Origin of the sequence: Microbacterium trichothecenolyticum (genome assembly GCF_041938625.1) — a bacterium.
Lineage (GTDB): Bacteria > Actinomycetota > Actinomycetes > Actinomycetales > Microbacteriaceae > Microbacterium > Microbacterium trichothecenolyticum_D.
This window is the reverse complement of sequence record NZ_CP169427.1, coordinates 2928494-2946835: the sequence shown is the minus strand read 5'-3', so window position 1 is coordinate 2946835 and position 18342 is coordinate 2928494. Positions and strand designations below refer to the sequence as shown.

The following is an 18342-nucleotide window of genomic DNA, read 5'->3' as shown; positions in this document are numbered from 1 at the left end:
AGTTTCAGGAGATGGAATGCCCGAAGACTTCACCCCCCAGGCCGGCGACGACGCGAGCTCGTTCGACGAGTTCCTGGCGCGCTACCTCGCGGGCGAGCGCGCCCGCGCCGAGCGCTCGATCGACCTCAGCCGGTACCTCGGCGCCCGTACGCAGGAGCTGCTGCAGCGCGCCGGCAAGTACGCATTGGAGCGCGGCCAGCACGAGCTCGACGCCCTCCACGTGCTGCGGATCCTCGTGACCGAGGCCCCGGCGCGCGACGCCGTCCAGCGCATCGGCGCGGACGCCGACGCGATCGCCCGCGCCACCGAGGAGCGCCTTCCCGCCGCCACGGCGGCCGCCGACGTCGACGGGGCGCTGGTGACCTCGTCCGTGCAGCGGGCGCTGTTCCACGCGTTCCAGGTGGCCCGATCGTCGGGCTCGACGTACGTCGACCCCGAGCACCTGTTCTTCGCCCTCGTGCTCGCGCAGGACACGCCCGCCGGCCAAGTGCTGGCGCGCGCCGGTGTGACGGCCGAGGCGCTCATGCAGGGCGCCCGCGAGACGGTGACGCCGGGCGAGACCACTCAGGCCGACGCGCGGCCTGAGGGCGCAGCATCCGACACCCCCCTACTCGACACGTACGGCACCGACCTGACGGCGCGCGCCGTGGCCGGCGAACTCGACCCGGTGATCGGGCGGGCCGACGAGATCGAGCAGACGATCGAGATCCTCAGCCGCCGCACGAAGAACAACCCGGTGCTCGTCGGTGAGGCCGGCGTCGGAAAGACCGCGATCGTCGAAGGACTCGCCCAGGCGATCGTCGACGGCTCCGTGCCCGAGCAGCTGCTCGGCAAGCGCGTGATCGCCCTCGACCTGCCCGCGATGCTCGCCGGCACCCGCTACCGCGGCGACTTCGAGGAGCGCCTGACCAAGACGATGGACGAGATCGCCGCGCACAGGGGCGAGCTCATCGTGTTCATCGACGAGGTGCACACGGTCGTCGGCGCGGGCGGCGCCGGTGACGGCGGCATGGACGCGGGCAACATCCTGAAGCCCCGCCTCGCCCGCGGGGAACTGCACCTCGTGGGTGCGACGACACTGAAGGAGTACCGCGTCATCGAGAAGGATCCCGCGCTCGAACGCCGGTTCCAGCCGGTGCGCGTGGGCGAGCCCACGATCGAGGACGCCGTGCTCATCCTGCGCGGCCTCAAGCCCGCGTACGAGGAGCACCACGGCATCGTCTACACCGATGAGGCCCTCCGCGCCGCTGTCGAGCTCAGCGACCGGTACCTGACCGAGCGCGTGCTGCCCGACAAGGCGATCGACCTGATCGACCAGGCCGGTGCGCGGCTGCGGCTGCGGCTGGGGTCGAAGGTGGATGTGAGCGGGCTCATCGAGCGCCTCGCGACCCTCGAGGCCGACAAGAACGCCGCGGTGTCGGCCGAGCACTACGAAGAGGCATCGCAGATCCGCGACCAGATCGCCGAGGTGCAGGACCGCCTCGAGCGGGCCACCGCCGCGGGCGCCGCGGTGCGCACCGAGGCCATCGTCGACGAGCCCGAGATCGCGGCGGTGATCAGCCGGGCCACCGGGATCCCGGTGAACCGCCTCACCGAGACCGAGCGCGAGCGCCTCGCGTCGCTCGAGGACGAACTGCACGACCGCGTGATCGGGCAGGACGACGCCGTGACCGCCGTCGCCAAGGCCGTGCGCCGCAATCGCACGGGCATGGGCGACGCGCATCGCCCGGTGGGGTCGTTCCTCTTCCTCGGCCCGACCGGTGTCGGCAAGACGGAGCTGGCGAAGGCCCTCGCGGGATCGCTCTTCGACGACGACACGGCGGTGATCCGCTTCGACATGAGCGAGTTCGGCGAGCGGCACACCGTGTCGCGCCTCGTCGGCGCCCCTCCCGGATACGTCGGCTACGACGAGGCCGGGCAGCTCACCGAGCGTGTGCGGCGCAACCCGTACTCGATCGTGCTCTTCGATGAGATCGAGAAGGCGCACCCCGACGTGTTCAACCTGCTGCTGCAGGTGCTCGACGACGGTCGCCTCACCGACGGCCAGGGCCGCACGGTCGACTTCCGCAACACGGTGGTCGTGATGACCTCGAACCTCGGCTCGGAGTTCCTCGCGTCGCGCGGTGGCGCGATCGGCTTCCTCGCCGACGGGGGAGGGGCCACCGGCTTCGGTTCGGAGAAGGACCTGCAGGACCGCGTCTTCGGCAAGCTGCGCGAGGCGATGCGGCCTGAGTTCCTCAACCGCATCGACGAGATCGTGCTGTTCCGCAAGCTCGAGAAGCCGCAGCTGCAGAGCATCGTGCGACTGCTGCTGGGCGCGTCCGACGCGCGGCTCGCGAAGCGCGAGGTGTCGCTGGTCGTGACCGACTCCGCGGTGGCCTGGCTCGCCGACAACGGCTACGAACCCGAGTACGGCGCCCGGCCGCTGCGCCGCCTCATCCAGCGCGAGGTGGACGACCGCATCGCCGACCTGTTCGTCACGGGTGCGCTCGCCGACGGCGGGACGGTGACCGTGGATGCTGCGGCCGACGCGCTGTCCGTGGTGGCGGGTTCGCCCTTCGCCGTGGCTGCCTGATCGAGTCTCGACCCTGCTCACCTGTCACGATCTGGCGGTCACGCCGGCGCTTCGTGACAGGTGAGAGGCAAGGGCGCCGTGCTCCGTGCACGGCGCCCTTCGCATGGCGTCAGGACGGCAGCATCCGTTTCAATGTGCGCGCGTTGCGCACCGCGTTGCCGCCCCCGTCGTTGTTGAAGTAGGCGTGCACCTCGTGGCCGTCGCGCTCCCATTCACGGATGCGCTCAGACCACAAGCCGAGGTCGTCGTCGGAGTACGAGCCGCCGTAGAGATGCTCGGGGTCGGGGCCGTGCAGACGCACGTAGACGAGCGGCGCCGTGGCGCGCAGGATGCACGGCAGGTGGGCGCCGCTCATGATGCAGTAAGCCGCGCCGTGGCGCTCGAGGATCGAGAAGACGGCCTCGTCGGTCCATGACGGATGCCGGAACTCGATGGCCGGCCGCGTCCAGTCCGGCAGTGCGGACAGGAAGTAGTCGAGCCGGGCGTCGTCGCGCTCCAGGCCCGGATGCAGCTGGACGATAAGAGGTCCACGGCGCCCGCGGAGCTCGTGGAGTCCGCGGGTCACGCGCGCGATCCACACCTCCGGCTCGAGCAGCCGCCGAGCGTGGGTCAGACCGCGGGGGGCCTTCACCGCCATCTCGAAGCCTTCCGGCAGGCGCTCGCGCCAGGCGGCGAAGCGCGCATCCGCGGGCCAGCGGTAGAAGCTGCCGTTGAGCTCGACGACGTCGAACTCAGCGAGGTATTCATCCAGCCAGCGGCTCTGCGGGCCGTGGTAGAGCACGCCTCGCCAGTGCGGGTAGACCCATCCGGATGTTCCGATGCGCGCCATCGCTCCACCGTGGTCGACGAGGCGCGGCCGGGGCGAAGGGGTTCCGCGGGGGCGAGGTACGCGTTAGCCCACGGCGACGTGCGCGTGTCGTCGGGCGCTGACAGAGTGGGTGCATGACCCGCATCGGTGCGATCTTCAACCCGTACACGCACACCCCCGAGGAGTTCCGCGCCGCGGTGCTCGCCGCTGAATCGGAGGGACTGCCCGAGCTGTGGATCTGGGAGGACTGCTTCCGGCAGTCCGCCTTCGCGACCGTGGGAGCGGCGCTCGCATGGACCGAAGCGCTGCGGATCGGCATCGGCATCGCGCCCATGCCGCTGCGCAATGTCGCCGCGACCGCGATGGAGATCGCCACGGTCGAGAGACTCTTCCCCGGCCGGCTGCTGCCGGGGGTCGGCCACGGCGTGCTCGACTGGATGGGGCAGGTCGGCGCGCGTGTCGCCTCGCCGCTCACTCTGATGCGCGAGTACGTGCCGGCGTTACGAGGCCTCCTCGCCGGCGACGAGCTGAGTGTCGACGGCCGGTACGTCACGCTCCGCGACGTGCGCCTGAACGACCCGCCGGTGACGCCGCCCGTGGTGTACACGGCAGCTGAAGGCCCGAAGACGCTGCGGCTGAGCGGTGAGGTCGCCGACGGTACGGTCCTCGACAGCGGGCACACCGCGGGTGAGTACGCCATCGCGACCGCCGCCATCCGCGAGGCCCGTGCCGCAGCCGGGCGGGGCGACGGCCACGACATCGTCGCGTATGTCGTGACCGCCTTCGGTGCGGATGCCGAAGCCCGCGCCCTCGCGGATGTCGGCGACAAGCCCGAACCAGAGGAGCGTGCACTGTGGGGCGACCCCGCGGAGGTCGCCGCAGGCGCGCAGCGCTTCTTCGACGCCGGCGTCGACGACCTGGTGCTGCTGCCCTCGTCGCGCGGCGACATCGCCGAGTTCTACCGGGCGGCCGCTGAGGTGTCCCGTATCGTCCGTGGGAGTACCGCATGACGGCGGCGCTCTCGATCGGGGTCGCGGCCGCAGCAGGCACGGAGGTCGCCGCGCGCGTCGCCGCGGCCGCCGAGGCCGCAGGGATGCACGCACTCTGGGTGAACGACACCCCGGGGCACGACGCGCTGGAGGCACTCGGCGCCGCCGCGGCTGAGACGGAGCGGCTGGTCCTCGCCACGGGAGTGCTGCCCATCGACCGGCGCACACCCGACGAGATCATCGGAGGTGCCGCGAGACTTCCCGCCGATCGCCTCGTTCTCGGAATCGGTTCGGGGCAGATCCGTGCCGGGGCGGTGGACAGCGTGACGGATGCTGCCGCCGCCCTCCGCTCGCGCACCGAGGCTCGTGTCGTGGTCGGCGCGCTCGGCCCGAAGATGAGGCGCGCGGGGGCCACGGAGTCCGACGGACTGCTGCTCAGCTGGCTCACGCCCGAGATCGCAGCCGACCAGGCTCGGCACGCCCACGAGCTCGCGAGCACGGCGCACGTCGCGCTGTACGTACGGACGGCGGCCGACCCGGCCGCGACCGCCGTGCTCGACGAGGAGGCGCGGCGCTACGCCGGGTACCCCGCCTACGCGGCGAATTTCGCGCGGCTGGGTATCGAGGCGGCGAATACGGTCATCCGCCCCGCAGTGCTCCGTGACCGGATCGCCGCCTATCGTGCCGCCGCCGACGAGGTGGTCCTGCGGGCCATCACCGCCTCGGGAAGCCTCGCTGAACACCTCCGCTTCATCGACGCCGTCGCCGAGGCCAGCGCGTGACGGCCGCACGACCGGTCGCGGTGGTCGCCGGCGCCTCGGGTTTCGTCGGCGAGGCGCTGGTGCGCTCGTTCACCGAAGAGGGATATGACGTGCGCACCATCGGCCGGTCAGACGCCGACGCGACGTGGGACGACGGCAGCAGCATCCGTGCCCTCGTCGAGGGTGCCGCGGTGCTCGTGAACCTCGCCGGCAAGTCGGTCAACTGCCGTTACACCGACGCGAACCGCGACGAGATCCTGCGATCGCGCGTCGAGACGACGAGGATCCTGCGTGAGGCGGTGACGGATGCCACGACCCCGCCCCCGGTGTGGCTCAACGCGAGCACCGGCACCATCTACCGCTACGCGATGGACCGGCCGCAGACCGAGATCGACGGCGAACTCGGTGAAGGCTTCTCCGTCGATGTCGCACGGAGCTGGGAAGACGAGTTCTTCGCCGGCGACCTGCCCGCGACGCGTCGGGTCGCGCTGCGAATGGCCATCGTCGTCGGCGACGGCCCCGCCACGCGCACGCTGCTCCGGCTTGCGCGACTCGGTCTCGGCGGCCCGCAGTACGACGGGTGGTGGTGGGCGCACCGCCGCTACCGCGGAATCGGTGCGCATCCCACCGGGAACGGGCGGCCGTCCTGGCATCGATCGGCCGGGCGGCAGCGATTCAGCTGGATCCACCTCGACGATGTCGTCGGCGCGGTGCACTTCGCGCGCGACCGACACGAGATCGCCGGGCCCGTGAACCTCGCCGCTCCGGTGCCGAGCGACAACCGCACGCTGATGGCGACGCTGCGACGCGTCGTCGGGCAGCCGATCGGGCTTCCCGCCTACCGCTTCATGCTCGAGCCGGCGATGGCGGTGCTGCGCACCGAACCCGAGCTCGTGCTCAAGAGCCGGTGGGTCTCTCCGCACGTGCTGCTGTCGTCCGGGTACGAGTTCGTGCACACCGATCTCGAATCCGCGCTGCGGACGGTCGCGCGCTGAGATCGGGCGTATCGCACGTCGTCGCGCCGTCGCGGCGCGAACCTCTCGGCAAGCCCGCGACACGTGTCGGGGGCCGGTGCCAGAATGCCGGTGTGCTGCTGAACGAGCTGGTGACCGCGACGGGAGAGGTGGCGGCGACGTCGTCGCGATTGGCCAAGATTGCCGTGCTCGCGGCGCTGCTGCGCGGGCTCGAGCCTGACGAGATCGCTCCTGCTATCGGGTTGCTCACCGCCAACCCGCGGCAGGGGCGACTCGGGGTCGGCTGGCGGAGTCTCATAGGCCTCGAGGTCACGCACGCGGACGAACCGACGCTGACCTTGCTCGATGTCGACGCATCGCTGAGCCGCCTGGCCGCGGCCGACGGCGCCGGCTCGGTGGTCGCTCGAAGAGCCGAGCTCGACGCGCTCGCGGCCGCCGCCACCGCGGCGGAGTGGGATTTCCTCGCGCGGGTCATGATCGGCGAACTGCGCACCGGCGCCCTCGAGGGCGTGCTCCTCGACGCCATCGCGAAGGGCTCCGAGCGGGAGGCGTCCGTCGTCCGCCGGGCGGCGATGCTGTCGGGTGACCTCGGCGCGACGGCGTGGGTCGCGCTCACGGGCACGCCCGACGAACTCGCCGCAGTGGGACTCGAGGTGGGGCGCGGCGTGCTGCCGATGCTCGCCGCGACGGCGGGCTCGACCGCAGAGGCGCTCGAGACGCTCGGGGTGGCAGCATCCGTCGAATTCAAGCTCGATGGTGCGCGCATCCAGGTGCATCGCGACGGCGACGACGTGCGCGTCTTCACGCGGAGCCTCGCCGACATCACGCACCGCGTGCCGGAGCTGGTCGAGGCAGTGCGGGCCCTGCCTGCCGAGCGGGTGATCCTCGACGGCGAGACGCTCTCGCTCGACGAGGACGGCGGCCCGCGGCCGTTTCAAGACACCATGTCGCGATTCGGGTCGATGGGCGACGATGCCGCGGCGACAGTGCTGCGGCCGTGGTTCTTCGACATCCTGCATCTCGACGGCCGCGACCTGATCGACGAGCCGCTCTCCACGCGGCTCGAGCTGCTCGACCGTGCCGTCGGCGACGCGCGCATGCCGGGCGTCGTCACCGACGACCCCGCTGAGGCCGAGGAGTTCTCGCGCCAGGCGCTCGCGGCGGGGCACGAAGGCGTGATGGTGAAGGCACTGGACGCGCGCTACGCCGCAGGGCGACGCGGCAAGAGCTGGCTCAAGGTCAAGCCGGTGCTCACGTACGACCTCGTCGTGCTCGCCGTGGAATGGGGATCGGGCCGCCGTACCGGGCAGCTGTCGAACCTGCATCTGGGCGCGCGCGACCCCGAGGGCGCCTTCGGCGAGCCGGGCGGATTCGTGATGGTGGGCAAGACGTTCAAAGGACTCACCGACGCGACGCTGCGGTGGCAGACCGAGCACTTCCCGACCATCGAGACGCACCGCTCGTCGTACGCCGTGCACGTGCGCGCTGAGACCGTGGTCGAGATCGCGATCGACGGCGTGCAGCGGTCGTCTCGGTATCCCGGCGGGGTTGCGCTGCGCTTCGCGCGCGTGAAGGGGTATCGCCCTGACAAGCGCCCGGACGAAGCCGACACGATCGAGTCGCTGCGCGCTCTGCTCAGGAGTTGATCAGCGGTTCCCTCGCGGTATAGGTATGTAGACCGTTTCACCCCTAACATGACGCTCGGGACCGAGTCCGGCAAGGAAGCCGTGACCGGTGGGGAGAAATGGGGATCGATCCATGATGCGATCGAGTGCTTTTCGCGCGCTCGCCGCAGCCGGGGTCGCCCTCCTGCTCGTTGCAGGTGGGGCTTCAGCGGCTGTGGCGGACCAGATCATCGTCGACGGAGACGGCGTCGTGCCGATCGCGGGGCCAGACGGCCAAGCCGCGAATATCGGCGCCGCCTGTACCGACACAAGCAGGACCTTCACTGTCCTGCTCGCCGCCCGTGGCAACGGCGGCGATCAGAACCGGTTCGCCGACGGCGGCGAGGTCACGGTGTCGTTCACATCGGCCGAGCAGGGCATGACGGTGTCGATGCCTGACACCAGCCTGGACGTTGACGACACCTGGTCTGTGAACAGGCAGAACCGCATCGGGACGGACACGGTCGCCGTACAGGTGACACTGCCGGCGAAGACCGAGGCTGGACAGGGGAAAGTACATTTCGCCTACTCCGGCGAGAAGTTCGGCAGCACGACGCAGAAGGTCGAGGGCAACTCTTCGGTGACGGTCAACTGGACGGCCGGCGTCACCTGCGTCAGCGTGACGGACAAGATTGCGCCGATTCTTGATCTTCCCGAGAACATGACCGTCGAGGCCACCAGTGCAGCAGGGGCCGTGGTGACGTACGAGGCGACGGCGACCGACGAGACCGCACCCGCGGCACCGCTCGTCACCTGCCAGCCGGCGTCGGGTGCGACGTTCCCGCTCGGTACGACCACAGTGTCGTGCGAGGCGACGGATGCGGCAGGAAACAAGAGCACGGGGACGTTCGATGTCCTCGTGCAGGACACGACGGATCCCGTTGTCGAGGATCTGCCGGATGTCGTCCGCGAGGCGACCGGCCCCACGACAGGTGTCACGTGGGCGAGCCCGACGGTGACGGAGGCAGTAACCTCCGGGCTCGTCGCTGCCTGCAGCCCGGAGTCCGGCACCGGCTTCGAGGTGGGCATCACGACTGTCACGTGCTCCGCGACTGATGCGGCGGGCAACACCGGATCGTCCACGTTCAGCGTGGAGATCACCGACAAGACGCCGCCCGAAATCACGTGGACCGCAGGGCCCGTCAACGGTGGGCACTACGTGTTCGGCGAGGTCATCCCGCAGCCGAGCTGCACGGCATTCGACCTGGTCGACGGCGAAGTCGCTTGCCTGGTCTCGGGGTTCAGCACGGCGGTCGGCACGCACGAACTGACGGCGACCGCGACGGACACTCGGGATAACGTCTCGACCACCGAACCCGGCGAGTACACCTACACGGTCGACCCGTGGACGTCGAAAGGGTTCTTCCAGCCGGTCGACATGGGCGGCGTGCTCAATACGGTGAAGGCGGGGTCGACGGTGCCGCTCAAGTTCGAGTTGTTCGCTGGATCGTCCGAGCTCACGAACGTCTCGGCGGTGAAGGGATTCACCGTGAAGGGCATCGTGTGCCCGGCTGCGTCCACTCCGGCGGACGACATCGAGCTCGTGACCACCGGTCAGACCGTGCTCCGATACGACACGACGGCCGGCCAGTTCATCCAGAACTGGCAGACGCCGAAGTCCGGTGCAGGCAGCTGTTACCGCGTCACCATGCTGGCGGCTGACAGCTACACAACCATCACCGCCGACTTCAAGCTGAAGTAGACCCGCTTCCAGCAGGCAGGGGCCCGGATCTCCGCGATCCGGGCCCTTCGTCTTCATCGAACGGCCGCGTAGCGGTGCTCGGGGCGTCCGGTCGACCCATAGCGAAGTCGCACCTCGACCTGCCCTCTCGAGGCCAGCGCGGCGAGATGGCGCTGCGCCGTTGCGCGCGAGATCCCGACGCGCTCGGCGACTTCCGCCGCCGATGCCTCGCCATCGCCGAGTCCCTCGAGGATCACCTGCTCGGTCGCGGTGCGCGACACCGATGTCGCATCCGCAGAGGCGTGCAGGATCGTCAGGGCGCGGTCGATCTGCTCCTGCTCGAGCGGGCGGTCGGTGGTGAGGAGGTTGCGCATGCGCGCGTAGCGGTCGAGGCGCTCGGCGAGGATGCGGGCGTCGAACGGCTTCGTCAGGTAGGCGAGGGCACCGGCGCGGAGCGCGCGACGCACGGTCGCAGCATCCGTCGCCGCCGACAGCACGAACGCGTCGACGTCGACCGCGGCGACGAACTCGACGCCGTCGCCGTCGGGGAGGAACGCGTCGACGAGCAGCAGGTCGGGGGCGTGGGTGCGCACGGCCTGCCGCGCGACACCGAGCGAGTGCACGGAGTCCAGCGCGGTGAATCCGGCGCGGGATGCGACGACGTCGCGGTGCAGTCCGGCTACGCGGAAGTCGTCGTCCACGACCAGCACGCGGATGGGTTGGGTCATGCGTTCTCCTCTCGAGGCTGTACGGTGTCGCGGCGCAGCGCGCCGGGAAGTCGGGCCCCGAACACCGCCCCCGCGCCGTCGCCGCCCGCGTCGATCAACCAGACATCGCCGCCGTGCCGACGGGCGAGATCGCGGCACAGCGGCAGACCGAAGCCGTGCCCGTGCACCTCATCGCTGCTGGCCGGGTCGTCTTCGCGAGAGCCGGCGCGCCCGAACGGGTCGCTCCCGATCGGTTGGATGCCGCCACCCGAATCGGCGACGGTGACGACGAGTTCGTCACCGTCGCCGAGCAGCGCGACCTCGACCCAGCGGGGCTCGAACCCTGCGACCGCGGCGGTGACCGCGTTGCCCACGAGGTTGCCGAGGATCGCCGCGACGTCCTCCGGGAGTGCGACCTCGCTGAGCAGCAGGGTGTCCTCGGAGACCCGTAGCGTCACCCCGCGTTCTCGGGCGGCCGCGCCCGTCGCGCCGACGAGCGACTGGAGGAACGCATCCGGCACGCGCTCGAGCCCGGCGACCGCGAAGTCGACCGCGCCGCGCTCGGTGAGATCGGCGAGGAACGCGCGTGCTTCGTCGACGCGGTCGGCGTCGATCAGCCCCGAGGCGACGTGCAGGCGGTTCGCGAACTCGTGCCGCTGCACGCGCAGCGCCTCGGTCATCGCGCGCACGGTCTCGAGCCGCCCGGCGAGGGCCTCGACGTCGGTGCGGTCGCGCACCACGACGATCTCGCCCAGTGCGCGGTGGTCGCGGCGCACCGGGCGGGTGTCGAGGTAGAGCACGCGGTCGCCGACGACGGCCTCCGCCGCAGTCGCGCCCTCGCGCACGGCGCGTACCACGTCGTCCGGCAGCGCCAGTGCGTCGAACCGGCGGCCGACGGGATCATCGAGGCGCAGCATCCGCTCCGCCGCCTCGTTGCAGACGCGGATGACACCGTCGGGATCCAGTGCGACCACCCCGTCGCCCACGCCCTCGAGCACCGCGGCCTGGTTCTGCACGAGCGCCATGAGCTCCTCTGGCTGGAGCCCGAGCGTCAGGCGCTCGAAGCGCCGCCGCACCAGCAGGGTCGCGAACGCTGCCAGCGCCACGGCACCGAGGGCCGCGGCGGCGATCGTCGTGAGGAGCGCGGGGAGGTCGTCGAAGACGCTCGCGCGCTCGAAGCCGACGCTGACCTCTCCGACCGCGGCGCCGCCGTCCTCGGTGTAGATGGGCACCTTCGCGCGCGCGGACTCGCCGAGCGTGCCGACCTCCCAGTCGATCACCTCGTTTCCGTCGAGCACCTCGGCGAAAGGCGTCGAGACGACCTGGCCGAGCAGGTCATCATTCGGGTGGGCGAGACGGATGCCGTGATCATCGGTGATGACGACGAACAGCGCGTCCGTCCGCTCGGCGACGTCGGTGGCGATCTGCTGCAGGGGACCGTCACGGAGGTCCGCAGCATCCGGAGTTCCCGGGTCCGCTGAGAACGCGGCGACCGCGGACTTCACGTCGGGGTCCTCGGCGACGGTGCGGGCGATGTTGAGGGCTGCCGTCTCAGACTCGGCCCGCAGCTGACGCACGCCGAGCCATCCGAAGACGAGTGCGCACACGGCGACGACGGCGGTGACTGTCGCCAGCTGCACGAGCAGCAGACGTGTCGCGAATCGCATGCCACCTCCTGGGACGGCCGCGCATGAGCAGAATGCGCAGAACACACGCTACGCGCACAACGTGAGGGAATGCGACTTACCGCGCGGTCGCGCCCGGCTCCCGCCTAACCTCGCTCGAACGCACCGCGACCGGTGTGAGACCTGATGCACCTTACGACGAAGGAGTCGACATGAACGCGGCAGCACCGTTCCTCCTCCAGGCCGCCGCGGCCGAGGACACCTACGCGACGGCCTTCGTCCCTCCTGAGTGGGTGCTGGTCGCCCTCGGATTCACGATGGTGCTCGTCTTCATGGCGCTCATCATGACGCGGCGACTCACCCCGATGGTCGCGCTCATCATCGTGCCCACCGTGTTCGGGCTGTTCGCCGGCGCGGGACTCGGCCTCGGTGACATGATCATCGACGCCATCGGCAGCATGGCCCCCACGGCGGCCCTGCTCATGTTCGCGATCATGTACTTCGGCATCATGATCGACGTCGGGCTGTTCGACCCGCTCATCCGCGCGATCACCCGGCTGCTCGGCGACGACCCGGCGAAGGTCGTGCTCGGAACGGCGATCCTCGCCGGCGCGGTGTCGCTCGACGGCGACGGGTCGACGACCTTCATCATCACGACGTCGGCGATGCTGCCGATCTACCTTCGCCTGGGCATGAGCCCTGTCGTGCTCACGTGCGTCGCCGGCCTCATGAACGGCACGCTCAACATCGTGCCGTGGGGCGGACCGACAGTGCGCGCGGCGACGGCGCTCGGACTGCAGCCCACCGACATCTTCGTGCCGATGCTGCCGTCGCTCGCGGCCGGCCTCGTGATCGCGCTGACCTTCGCGTGGTTCCTCGGTCTCTCGGAGCGCAAGCGCATCGGCAGCGTCGACACCTCGCGTCTCGGCGACGGCGGCTCGCCGGCCGGCCCCCGCATCTTCCGCGGCTCCGACTTGAAGCCGGGCGCCCGTGCCACGCTGCGCACCGGAAACATCGTGACCCTCGCGGGCGGCCGCGGCGGCGTCCCCGCCGCGACGGCGGTCGTCGACCGGGAAGACACGGCGATGGCCGACACCATGCTCGACCCCAACCGCGCGACGCTGCGGCCGAAGCTGATCTGGTTCAACCTGGCTCTCACGCTCGCGGTCATGGTGCTGCTGGTGCTCGACGTCTTCCCGCTCGCGTACGTCTTCATGGTCGGCGCCGCGATCGCGCTGGTGGTCAACTTCCCGAAGCTCAAGGGCCAGGCGGACGAGATCGTCGCGCACGCACCGAGCATCGTCGGTGTCGTGTCGATGGTCCTCGCGGCCGGTGTGCTGGTCGGCGTCCTGAACGGCACCGGCATGGTCGACGCCATGGCCACGTGGATCACGACAGTGATCCCCGCCTCCCTCGGTCCGTTCCTCGCCGTGATCACCGGCATCCTCTCCATCCCGTTCACGTTCTTCATGTCGAACGACGCGTTCTACTACGGCATCCTCCCGGTGCTCGCGCAGAGCGCCGAGCACTTCGGCATCGCCCCGGTCGAGATGGCGCGGGCCTCGATCACCGGCCAGCCGGTGCACCTGCAGAGCCCGCTCGTGCCGGCGATCCTGCTGCTGGTGTCGCTCGCGAGCGTCAACCTCGGCGACCACCACAAGAAGGTGCTGTGGCGTGCCACGATCGTGTCGCTCGCGATGCTGGCGGTCGGTGTGCTGGTGGGTGCGATCCCGCTCATGGCCTGAGCCGCGCGCTCTGGGTCGCTCCACACCCAGCCCGCAACGACGGGCTCGTAGGATTTCGCCATGACCAAGGGACCCGCCCCCGACGCCTCGTACGAGAACCGCAGCTTCGGGGCGCCCGGTGCGGAGCGGACGGTCGTCCTGCTCCGCTCGGGGGTCTCGACCCTGACGGATCCTCGCCCGGATGTCACCGCACGGCGCGACGCGAGGATCGTCGCGGTGGGGCTCACCGTCGACGACATCGACGATCCCGCGGCATACCGCGGGGCGACCCCGGCGGAGGCGACCGCGAGCGTCATCGCGCGGTTCATCGCGGAGGAGGCGCACGGGCGTCCGATCGGACTCGTGGGAGTGGGCGAGGCCGGCGAGCTCGCGATCATGATCGCGGCGCATCTCGGCGACGGCGTCGATCGGCTGGCACTGGTCGCCGTTCCCCGGCCCGAGTCCGAGCTCGGCGCGAGCGAGGTCGCCGAGCTCCTCGAGCGCATCGCGGCCAAGACGCTCCTCATGAACGGCCAGGCCGATCCGACCGCCGCGTCGGGCGCGGCCAGCTGGTTCAAGGATCACCTGGCATCGGCGCGGGTCGAGATGGTGCCGAAGACGGACGACCTCGAGGCGCGGCTGATCCTCGCCGACGTCTGGGAGCGCGTGCTGTCGCATGTCGCGCCCGGCACGGCGCGATGACCCGGATCGTCGTGCTCACCGGGGCCGGCATCTCGGCCGAGAGCGGTGTGCCCACGTTCCGCGGCGCTGACGGCCTCTGGGAGGGGCACGTCATCGACGACGTCGCGACGCCGGAGGGGTTCGACCGCGACCCCGATCTCGTTCAGGCGTTCTATGATGCGCGACGCCGGGCGGTGGCATCCGTCGTCCCGAATGCCGCCCATCGCGCGCTCGCCCGCCTCGAAGGGGCGATCGGCGACGACCTGCTCGTCGTCACGCAGAACGTCGATGACCTGCACGAGCGTGCCGGCAGCCGCAACCTCGTGCACATGCACGGCGAGCTGCGACGCGCGCTCTGCCTCGCATGCGGATCCCGGCCCGATTGGGACGCCGACCTCATCGACCGCCCCGCGTGCCCGGAATGCGGAGAACGGATGCTGCGCCCTGACGTGGTCTGGTTCGGTGAGATGCCGTACGAGCTCGACCGCATCGAGCAGGCGGTCGTCGCGTGCGACGTGTTCGTCTCGATCGGCACGTCGGGGGCGGTGTACCCGGCGGCGGGCTACGTCGCGCTCGCGTCCGCCTTCGGGGCGCGCACGGTGGAGCTCAACCTCGAGCCCAGCGACCCCGCCGTCCCCTTCGACGACGCGCGGGCCGGTCTCGCGAGCGAGCTCGTGCCGGCCTGGGTGGAGGAGACGATCGCGCAGCGCGCCCGGCGCGGATGACACACGAAGGCGCCGGGCGGATGCTGCCGCCCGGCGCCTTCGGTCGTGACTCGTCCGCTACGTCCGGACGCCGCCCGACCGCAGCCGCGACAGCGCGTCCACGGTCGCTGCGAGGATCAGGACGCCACCGGTGACGAGCAAGTTGATGCCCGCCGGAAGGTTCAGCAGGCCTAGGCCGTTGGTGATCGTGGCGATCACCAACGCGCCGATCGCGGCGTGCATGAGGCGACCCTTGCCGCCGAACAGGCTGACGCCGCCGACGACCGCCGCGGCCACGCCCGACAGCACGATGTCGCGGCCGACGGTGGCGTCCACCGAGCCCACCCGCGACACGCTCAGCAGCGCCGACGCCACCGCGAGGCTCGAACAGATCACGAACGCCCACCACTTGATCCAGCGGACCTTGATGCCGGCGCGACGCGCGGCTTCGGCGTTTCCGCCGATCGCGTAGATGTAGCGGCCGAACTTCGTGCGGTCGAGCACGAACGTGCCGATCCACAGGATGGTCAGGACGATGGGCACCACGAGAGGCACGCCCGAGACCTCGACGACGGACTGGCCGCGGTCCTGGTTGAGCACGTACACCACCGTGCCTCCGATGATTGCGATGACCGCGAGCTTGATGAAGAGGAGCGAGATCGTACGGTTCGGCACGCCCGCACGCCGCCGCCGCGCGCGGTCCCAGAACGCCGTCCCGGCCGAGATGGCGAGGATCACGCCCAGCAGCAGCCAGCCGGCCCATGTGGGGAGGTTCGCACGCTGCAACGCGATGAGCTCGGGAACTTCGATCCGGTAGAGACCACCGGCTCCGATGATGGTCAGTGCGAGGCCCTGGAAGCCCAGGAAGAGACCCAGCGTGACCACGAATGAGGGGATGCCGATCCGGGCGACGAAGAAACCGATGAGCGCGCCGGTGAGGAAGCCGAAACCGAAGCCGATGAGCAGAGCGAGCGGCCAAGGCAGTCCCCACACCGTGTAGAGCACGACGAACAACGCCATGCCGACACCGCCGGTGACGCCGGCCGAGAGGTCGATCTCACCGAGCAGGAGCACGAACACGAGAGCCATACCCAGCACGACGAGCGTGGCGGCCTGGTTGAGGAGGTTCGCGAAGTTCCGCTCGGTGAGGAAGAAGTCGCTCAGCAGCGAGAACAGGATGCCGAGGACGATGAGTCCGCCGACCGCGGGCAGGGCGCCCATGTCGCCGCTGCGCACACGCTGCCACCACGCCGCTGCCTGGTCGCGGAGACCCCCTTCGACACCGCTTCCGATCAGGTCGCTGGCCACGGGATCGGGCGCTGCCTGCGTCCGGGTCGTCGCGTTGCCGGTCATTGCGCGCCTCCTTCGGTGCGAATCGTCTCAGTGTTCAGGATCGAGATTCCGCCGAGCGTCTTCGTGCCGGTGATGTAGCCGACGACGTCGTCGCGGTTCGTGTCCTTCGTGTCGATCTGCGCAACCATCTGGCCCAGGTAGAGGACCGCGATGTCGTCGGCGACCTCGAACACGTCCGCCAGGTTGTGGCTGATGAGGATCACGGCGACGCCCTGCTCGGAGAGCCGCTTCACGAGGTTCAACACCTGCTCAGTCTGTGCAACGCCCAGGGCCGCGGTCGGCTCGTCGAGGATCACCACGCGTGCCTTCTTCAGTACCGCACGGGCGATCGCCACGGTCTGCCGCTGTCCGCCGGAGAGGGAGGATACCTTCTGCCGCACCGAGCGGACGGTGCGTACCGAGAGCGACCGAAGGGTGTCGGACGCCTCCTTCTCCATGCGCCCCTCGTCGAAGGTGCCGTACGCGGTCTCTTCGCGCCCGAGGAACATGTTCTGCACGATGTCGAGGTTGTCGGCCAGGGCGAGATCCTGGTAAACGACCTCGATGCCGAGGGACGAGGCGTCACGCGGCGCGTGAAGGTCGCGGTGCACGCCGTCTATGCGCACTTCGCCTTCGTCGTACGGCTGTACGCCGGCGAGGCCTTTGATGAGCGTGGACTTGCCGGCGCCGTTATCGCCGACGAGGGCCGTGACCCGCCCCGGATGGACTTTGAGGTCGACGCCCTTGAGGACGCTGACCGGGCCGAACGATTTCTTGACGCCGATCAGTTCGATGATCGGCTGCGTCGCCGTGAGGGTATCTGACATGCTCGCTTCCTTGAGATCTGCCGTTGTCATCGTCGCACCGGGGGCGCCGCGCCGTAAGACGCGACGCCCCTTGGCGGTGACGACTGAGTTACTCGGTCACTCCGTACTGCTCGCATGCGGCCAGCACATCGGCGGTGCAGACCTCGTCGTACGCCGTCTGGCCCGACGCAATGACGTCCTTGACCTGTTCCGGGCCGACGAGGATGGGCGTCGACTGGAAGAACGGTGTGCCGTCCTCGAGTTCCGCATCGGCCTCCGGCGTCTCGCCGTTCAGCAGCGCCACCGCGAGGTCGACAGCCTGCGTTGCGAGCTCTTCGATCGGCTTCCACACGGTCGCTGTCTGCCAGCCGAGGAGGACGTTCTGAAGGCCGGCGACATCGGCGTCCTGTCCGGAGACGGCCACACCGGTCAGGTTGTTGTCCTGGAGGACCTTGATCACACCGGCGGCGTTCGTGTCGTTGGCGACCCACACGCCGTCGACGACGCCGTTCAGGCTGGTCAGCGCCTGCTCGAAGTTGGTCTGCGACTGAGCGCCGTCCCACACCCCGGGAGGCTCTGCGGCGGGCGTGATTCCAGCCGCCTCCATGACCTCCACCGCGCCCTCCTTGAACATACCGGCGTTGTTGTCCGTCGGGTCGCCACCCATGTAGACGACCGTGGCGGTGGCGGGGTCCTTGCCCGCGGCCTCGAGTCCGTTCAGCACCGTCTGACCCTGCAGCCGGCCGACCTCGACGTTGTCGAACGACACGTAGTAGTCGGACCCCTCGAAAGAGCGGTCGTACGCGATGACCGGGATGCCTTCCGCCGTCGCCCTCTCGGCGACCGCTACGGCCGCCCCGTTGATGTCGACGAGCATCATGACGCCGCAGCCCTGCGTGAGCTGCTGGTCCGCAATGGTCGCGAACGCTTCGACATCGTCCTGGGCGTTCTGGATGTCAGCCTCGAAGCCGGCGGCCTCGAGCCCTTCCTGCAGGTACCGGCGGTCGAGGTTCTCCCAGCGGGCCGAGGACGCCGCGTCGGGGAGGATCACGCACGCCCGCGTGCTTTCGGCGTCACCGCCGTCTTCGGTGGATCCACCACCGCCGCCGGCACAGCCGGCCAGCATCACCGCGGCGGCGCCCGTGAGGGCGCCCACGGCGAGGATCGAAGACTTCTTCATCATTCGCCTTTCGTCGTTGAAGCGAGCGAGTCCCAGGATCGTCCCTGGTGTTCATCGCGCTGAAGCGATCATCGATGACAGCGATTCTTATCGTCAAGTCTTGAACATAACGCTTTGGCAACGCCGAGAGA

Annotated in this window: 15 protein-coding genes; 9 read left to right on the top strand and 6 right to left on the bottom strand. The window is 70.0% G+C overall.

Annotation, left to right across the window (positions count from 1 at the left end; translation table 11 throughout):
* Nucleotides 1–16: 16 nt before the first annotated feature.
* On the top strand, nucleotides 17–2575 hold the full coding sequence (locus ACEYYH_RS13705) for an ATP-dependent Clp protease ATP-binding subunit (protein WP_374974910.1): 2559 nt from the start codon (nucleotides 17–19) through the stop codon (nucleotides 2573–2575).
* A gap of 109 nt (nucleotides 2576–2684) precedes the next feature.
* On the opposite strand, the gene ACEYYH_RS13700 is transcribed toward ACEYYH_RS13705, so the two are convergent.
* The gene (locus ACEYYH_RS13700; protein ID WP_374974909.1) at nucleotides 2685–3404 is read right to left on the bottom strand and encodes a DUF72 domain-containing protein; all 720 of its coding nucleotides are present in this window, start codon (nucleotides 3402–3404) and stop codon (nucleotides 2685–2687) included.
* A gap of 113 nt (nucleotides 3405–3517) precedes the next feature.
* Between ACEYYH_RS13700 and ACEYYH_RS13695 the strand changes: the two genes are divergently transcribed.
* The 5 genes from ACEYYH_RS13695 to ACEYYH_RS13675 all read left to right on the top strand — a co-directional run bounded on the left by ACEYYH_RS13695 (nucleotide 3518) and on the right by ACEYYH_RS13675 (nucleotide 9473).
* Complete coding sequence (locus ACEYYH_RS13695; protein WP_374974908.1) at nucleotides 3518–4393, top strand: LLM class flavin-dependent oxidoreductase; 876 nt, start codon at nucleotides 3518–3520, stop codon at nucleotides 4391–4393.
* Nucleotides 4390–5154, top strand: coding sequence for an LLM class flavin-dependent oxidoreductase (locus tag ACEYYH_RS13690; protein WP_374974907.1), 765 nt, complete (start codon nucleotides 4390–4392; stop codon nucleotides 5152–5154). The genes ACEYYH_RS13695 and ACEYYH_RS13690 overlap by 4 nt, the downstream gene beginning before the upstream one ends.
* On the top strand, nucleotides 5151–6128 hold the full coding sequence (locus tag ACEYYH_RS13685) for an epimerase (RefSeq protein ID WP_374974906.1): 978 nt from the start codon (nucleotides 5151–5153) through the stop codon (nucleotides 6126–6128). The genes ACEYYH_RS13690 and ACEYYH_RS13685 overlap by 4 nt, the downstream gene beginning before the upstream one ends.
* A 92-nt stretch (nucleotides 6129–6220) precedes the next feature.
* Nucleotides 6221–7753: an ATP-dependent DNA ligase gene (locus ACEYYH_RS13680; protein ID WP_374974905.1), complete on the top strand. Its 1533-nt coding sequence runs from the start codon at nucleotides 6221–6223 to the stop codon at nucleotides 7751–7753.
* A 112-nt stretch (nucleotides 7754–7865) separates the two neighbouring features.
* Nucleotides 7866–9473 carry a PxKF domain-containing protein gene (locus ACEYYH_RS13675; protein ID WP_374974904.1) on the top strand — a complete coding sequence of 536 codons (1608 nt, stop codon included), beginning with the start codon at nucleotides 7866–7868 and terminating at the stop codon, nucleotides 9471–9473.
* 53 nt (nucleotides 9474–9526) lie between these two features.
* Here the strand turns inward: ACEYYH_RS13675 and ACEYYH_RS13670 are convergent, their stop codons facing one another.
* Both ACEYYH_RS13670 and ACEYYH_RS13665 read right to left on the bottom strand, forming a co-directional pair.
* The gene (locus tag ACEYYH_RS13670) at nucleotides 9527–10180 is read right to left on the bottom strand and encodes a response regulator (protein WP_374974903.1); all 654 of its coding nucleotides are present in this window, start codon (nucleotides 10178–10180) and stop codon (nucleotides 9527–9529) included.
* Nucleotides 10177–11826 carry an ATP-binding protein gene (locus ACEYYH_RS13665; protein ID WP_374974902.1) on the bottom strand — a complete coding sequence of 550 codons (1650 nt, stop codon included), beginning with the start codon at nucleotides 11824–11826 and terminating at the stop codon, nucleotides 10177–10179. Before ACEYYH_RS13665 ends, ACEYYH_RS13670 begins: the two co-directional genes overlap by 4 nt.
* Before the next feature lie 170 nt (nucleotides 11827–11996).
* On the opposite strand from ACEYYH_RS13665, the gene ACEYYH_RS13660 reads away from it, so the two are divergent.
* Genes ACEYYH_RS13660 through ACEYYH_RS13650 form a run of 3 tightly spaced genes read left to right on the top strand, consistent with a single transcriptional unit; the run spans nucleotide 11997 to nucleotide 14914 of the window.
* The gene (locus ACEYYH_RS13660; RefSeq protein ID WP_374974901.1) at nucleotides 11997–13529 is read left to right on the top strand and encodes a CitMHS family transporter; all 1533 of its coding nucleotides are present in this window, start codon (nucleotides 11997–11999) and stop codon (nucleotides 13527–13529) included.
* Nucleotides 13530–13589: 60 nt separating this feature from the next.
* Entirely contained in the window at nucleotides 13590–14210 is a 621-nt protein-coding gene (locus tag ACEYYH_RS13655) for a hypothetical protein (RefSeq protein ID WP_374974900.1), read from the top strand.
* Nucleotides 14207–14914: an NAD-dependent deacylase gene (locus ACEYYH_RS13650; RefSeq protein ID WP_374974899.1), complete on the top strand. Its 708-nt coding sequence runs from the start codon at nucleotides 14207–14209 to the stop codon at nucleotides 14912–14914. Before ACEYYH_RS13655 ends, ACEYYH_RS13650 begins: the two co-directional genes overlap by 4 nt.
* Nucleotides 14915–14971: 57 nt before the next feature.
* Here ACEYYH_RS13650 and ACEYYH_RS13645 read toward each other — a convergent pair whose 3' ends face one another.
* From ACEYYH_RS13645 to ACEYYH_RS13635, 3 genes are all read right to left on the bottom strand, one after another.
* Entirely contained in the window at nucleotides 14972–16246 is a 1275-nt protein-coding gene (locus ACEYYH_RS13645) for a sugar ABC transporter permease (RefSeq protein WP_374974898.1), read from the bottom strand.
* Complete coding sequence (locus tag ACEYYH_RS13640; RefSeq protein ID WP_374974897.1) at nucleotides 16243–17052, bottom strand: ATP-binding cassette domain-containing protein; 810 nt, start codon at nucleotides 17050–17052, stop codon at nucleotides 16243–16245. The genes ACEYYH_RS13645 and ACEYYH_RS13640 overlap by 4 nt, the downstream gene beginning before the upstream one ends.
* Before the next feature lie 88 nt (nucleotides 17053–17140).
* Nucleotides 17141–18211 carry a sugar ABC transporter substrate-binding protein gene (locus tag ACEYYH_RS13635; RefSeq protein WP_374974896.1) on the bottom strand — a complete coding sequence of 357 codons (1071 nt, stop codon included), beginning with the start codon at nucleotides 18209–18211 and terminating at the stop codon, nucleotides 17141–17143.
* Between the last annotated feature and the right edge of the window lie 131 nt (nucleotides 18212–18342).

What these genes read in the sequence shown, in the direction of transcription:
- ACEYYH_RS13645 (WP_374974898.1), bottom strand. Translation starts at nt 16,246, where the DNA reads ATGACCGGCAACGCGACGACCCGGACGCAGGCAGCGCCCGATCCCGTG.
- ACEYYH_RS13640 (WP_374974897.1), bottom strand. Translation starts at nt 17,052, where the DNA reads ATGTCAGATACCCTCACGGCGACGCAGCCGATCATCGAACTGATCGGC.
- ACEYYH_RS13635 (WP_374974896.1), bottom strand. Translation starts at nt 18,211, where the DNA reads ATGAAGAAGTCTTCGATCCTCGCCGTGGGCGCCCTCACGGGCGCCGCC.
- ACEYYH_RS13690 (WP_374974907.1), top strand. Translation starts at nt 4,390, where the DNA reads ATGACGGCGGCGCTCTCGATCGGGGTCGCGGCCGCAGCAGGCACGGAG.
- ACEYYH_RS13655 (WP_374974900.1), top strand. Translation starts at nt 13,590, where the DNA reads ATGACCAAGGGACCCGCCCCCGACGCCTCGTACGAGAACCGCAGCTTC.
- ACEYYH_RS13705 (WP_374974910.1), top strand. Translation starts at nt 17, where the DNA reads ATGCCCGAAGACTTCACCCCCCAGGCCGGCGACGACGCGAGCTCGTTC.
- ACEYYH_RS13695 (WP_374974908.1), top strand. Translation starts at nt 3,518, where the DNA reads ATGACCCGCATCGGTGCGATCTTCAACCCGTACACGCACACCCCCGAG.
- ACEYYH_RS13675 (WP_374974904.1), top strand. Translation starts at nt 7,866, where the DNA reads ATGATGCGATCGAGTGCTTTTCGCGCGCTCGCCGCAGCCGGGGTCGCC.
- ACEYYH_RS13670 (WP_374974903.1), bottom strand. Translation starts at nt 10,180, where the DNA reads ATGACCCAACCCATCCGCGTGCTGGTCGTGGACGACGACTTCCGCGTA.
- ACEYYH_RS13650 (WP_374974899.1), top strand. Translation starts at nt 14,207, where the DNA reads ATGACCCGGATCGTCGTGCTCACCGGGGCCGGCATCTCGGCCGAGAGC.
- ACEYYH_RS13700 (WP_374974909.1), bottom strand. Translation starts at nt 3,404, where the DNA reads ATGGCGCGCATCGGAACATCCGGATGGGTCTACCCGCACTGGCGAGGC.
- ACEYYH_RS13660 (WP_374974901.1), top strand. Translation starts at nt 11,997, where the DNA reads ATGAACGCGGCAGCACCGTTCCTCCTCCAGGCCGCCGCGGCCGAGGAC.
- ACEYYH_RS13665 (WP_374974902.1), bottom strand. Translation starts at nt 11,826, where the DNA reads ATGCGATTCGCGACACGTCTGCTGCTCGTGCAGCTGGCGACAGTCACC.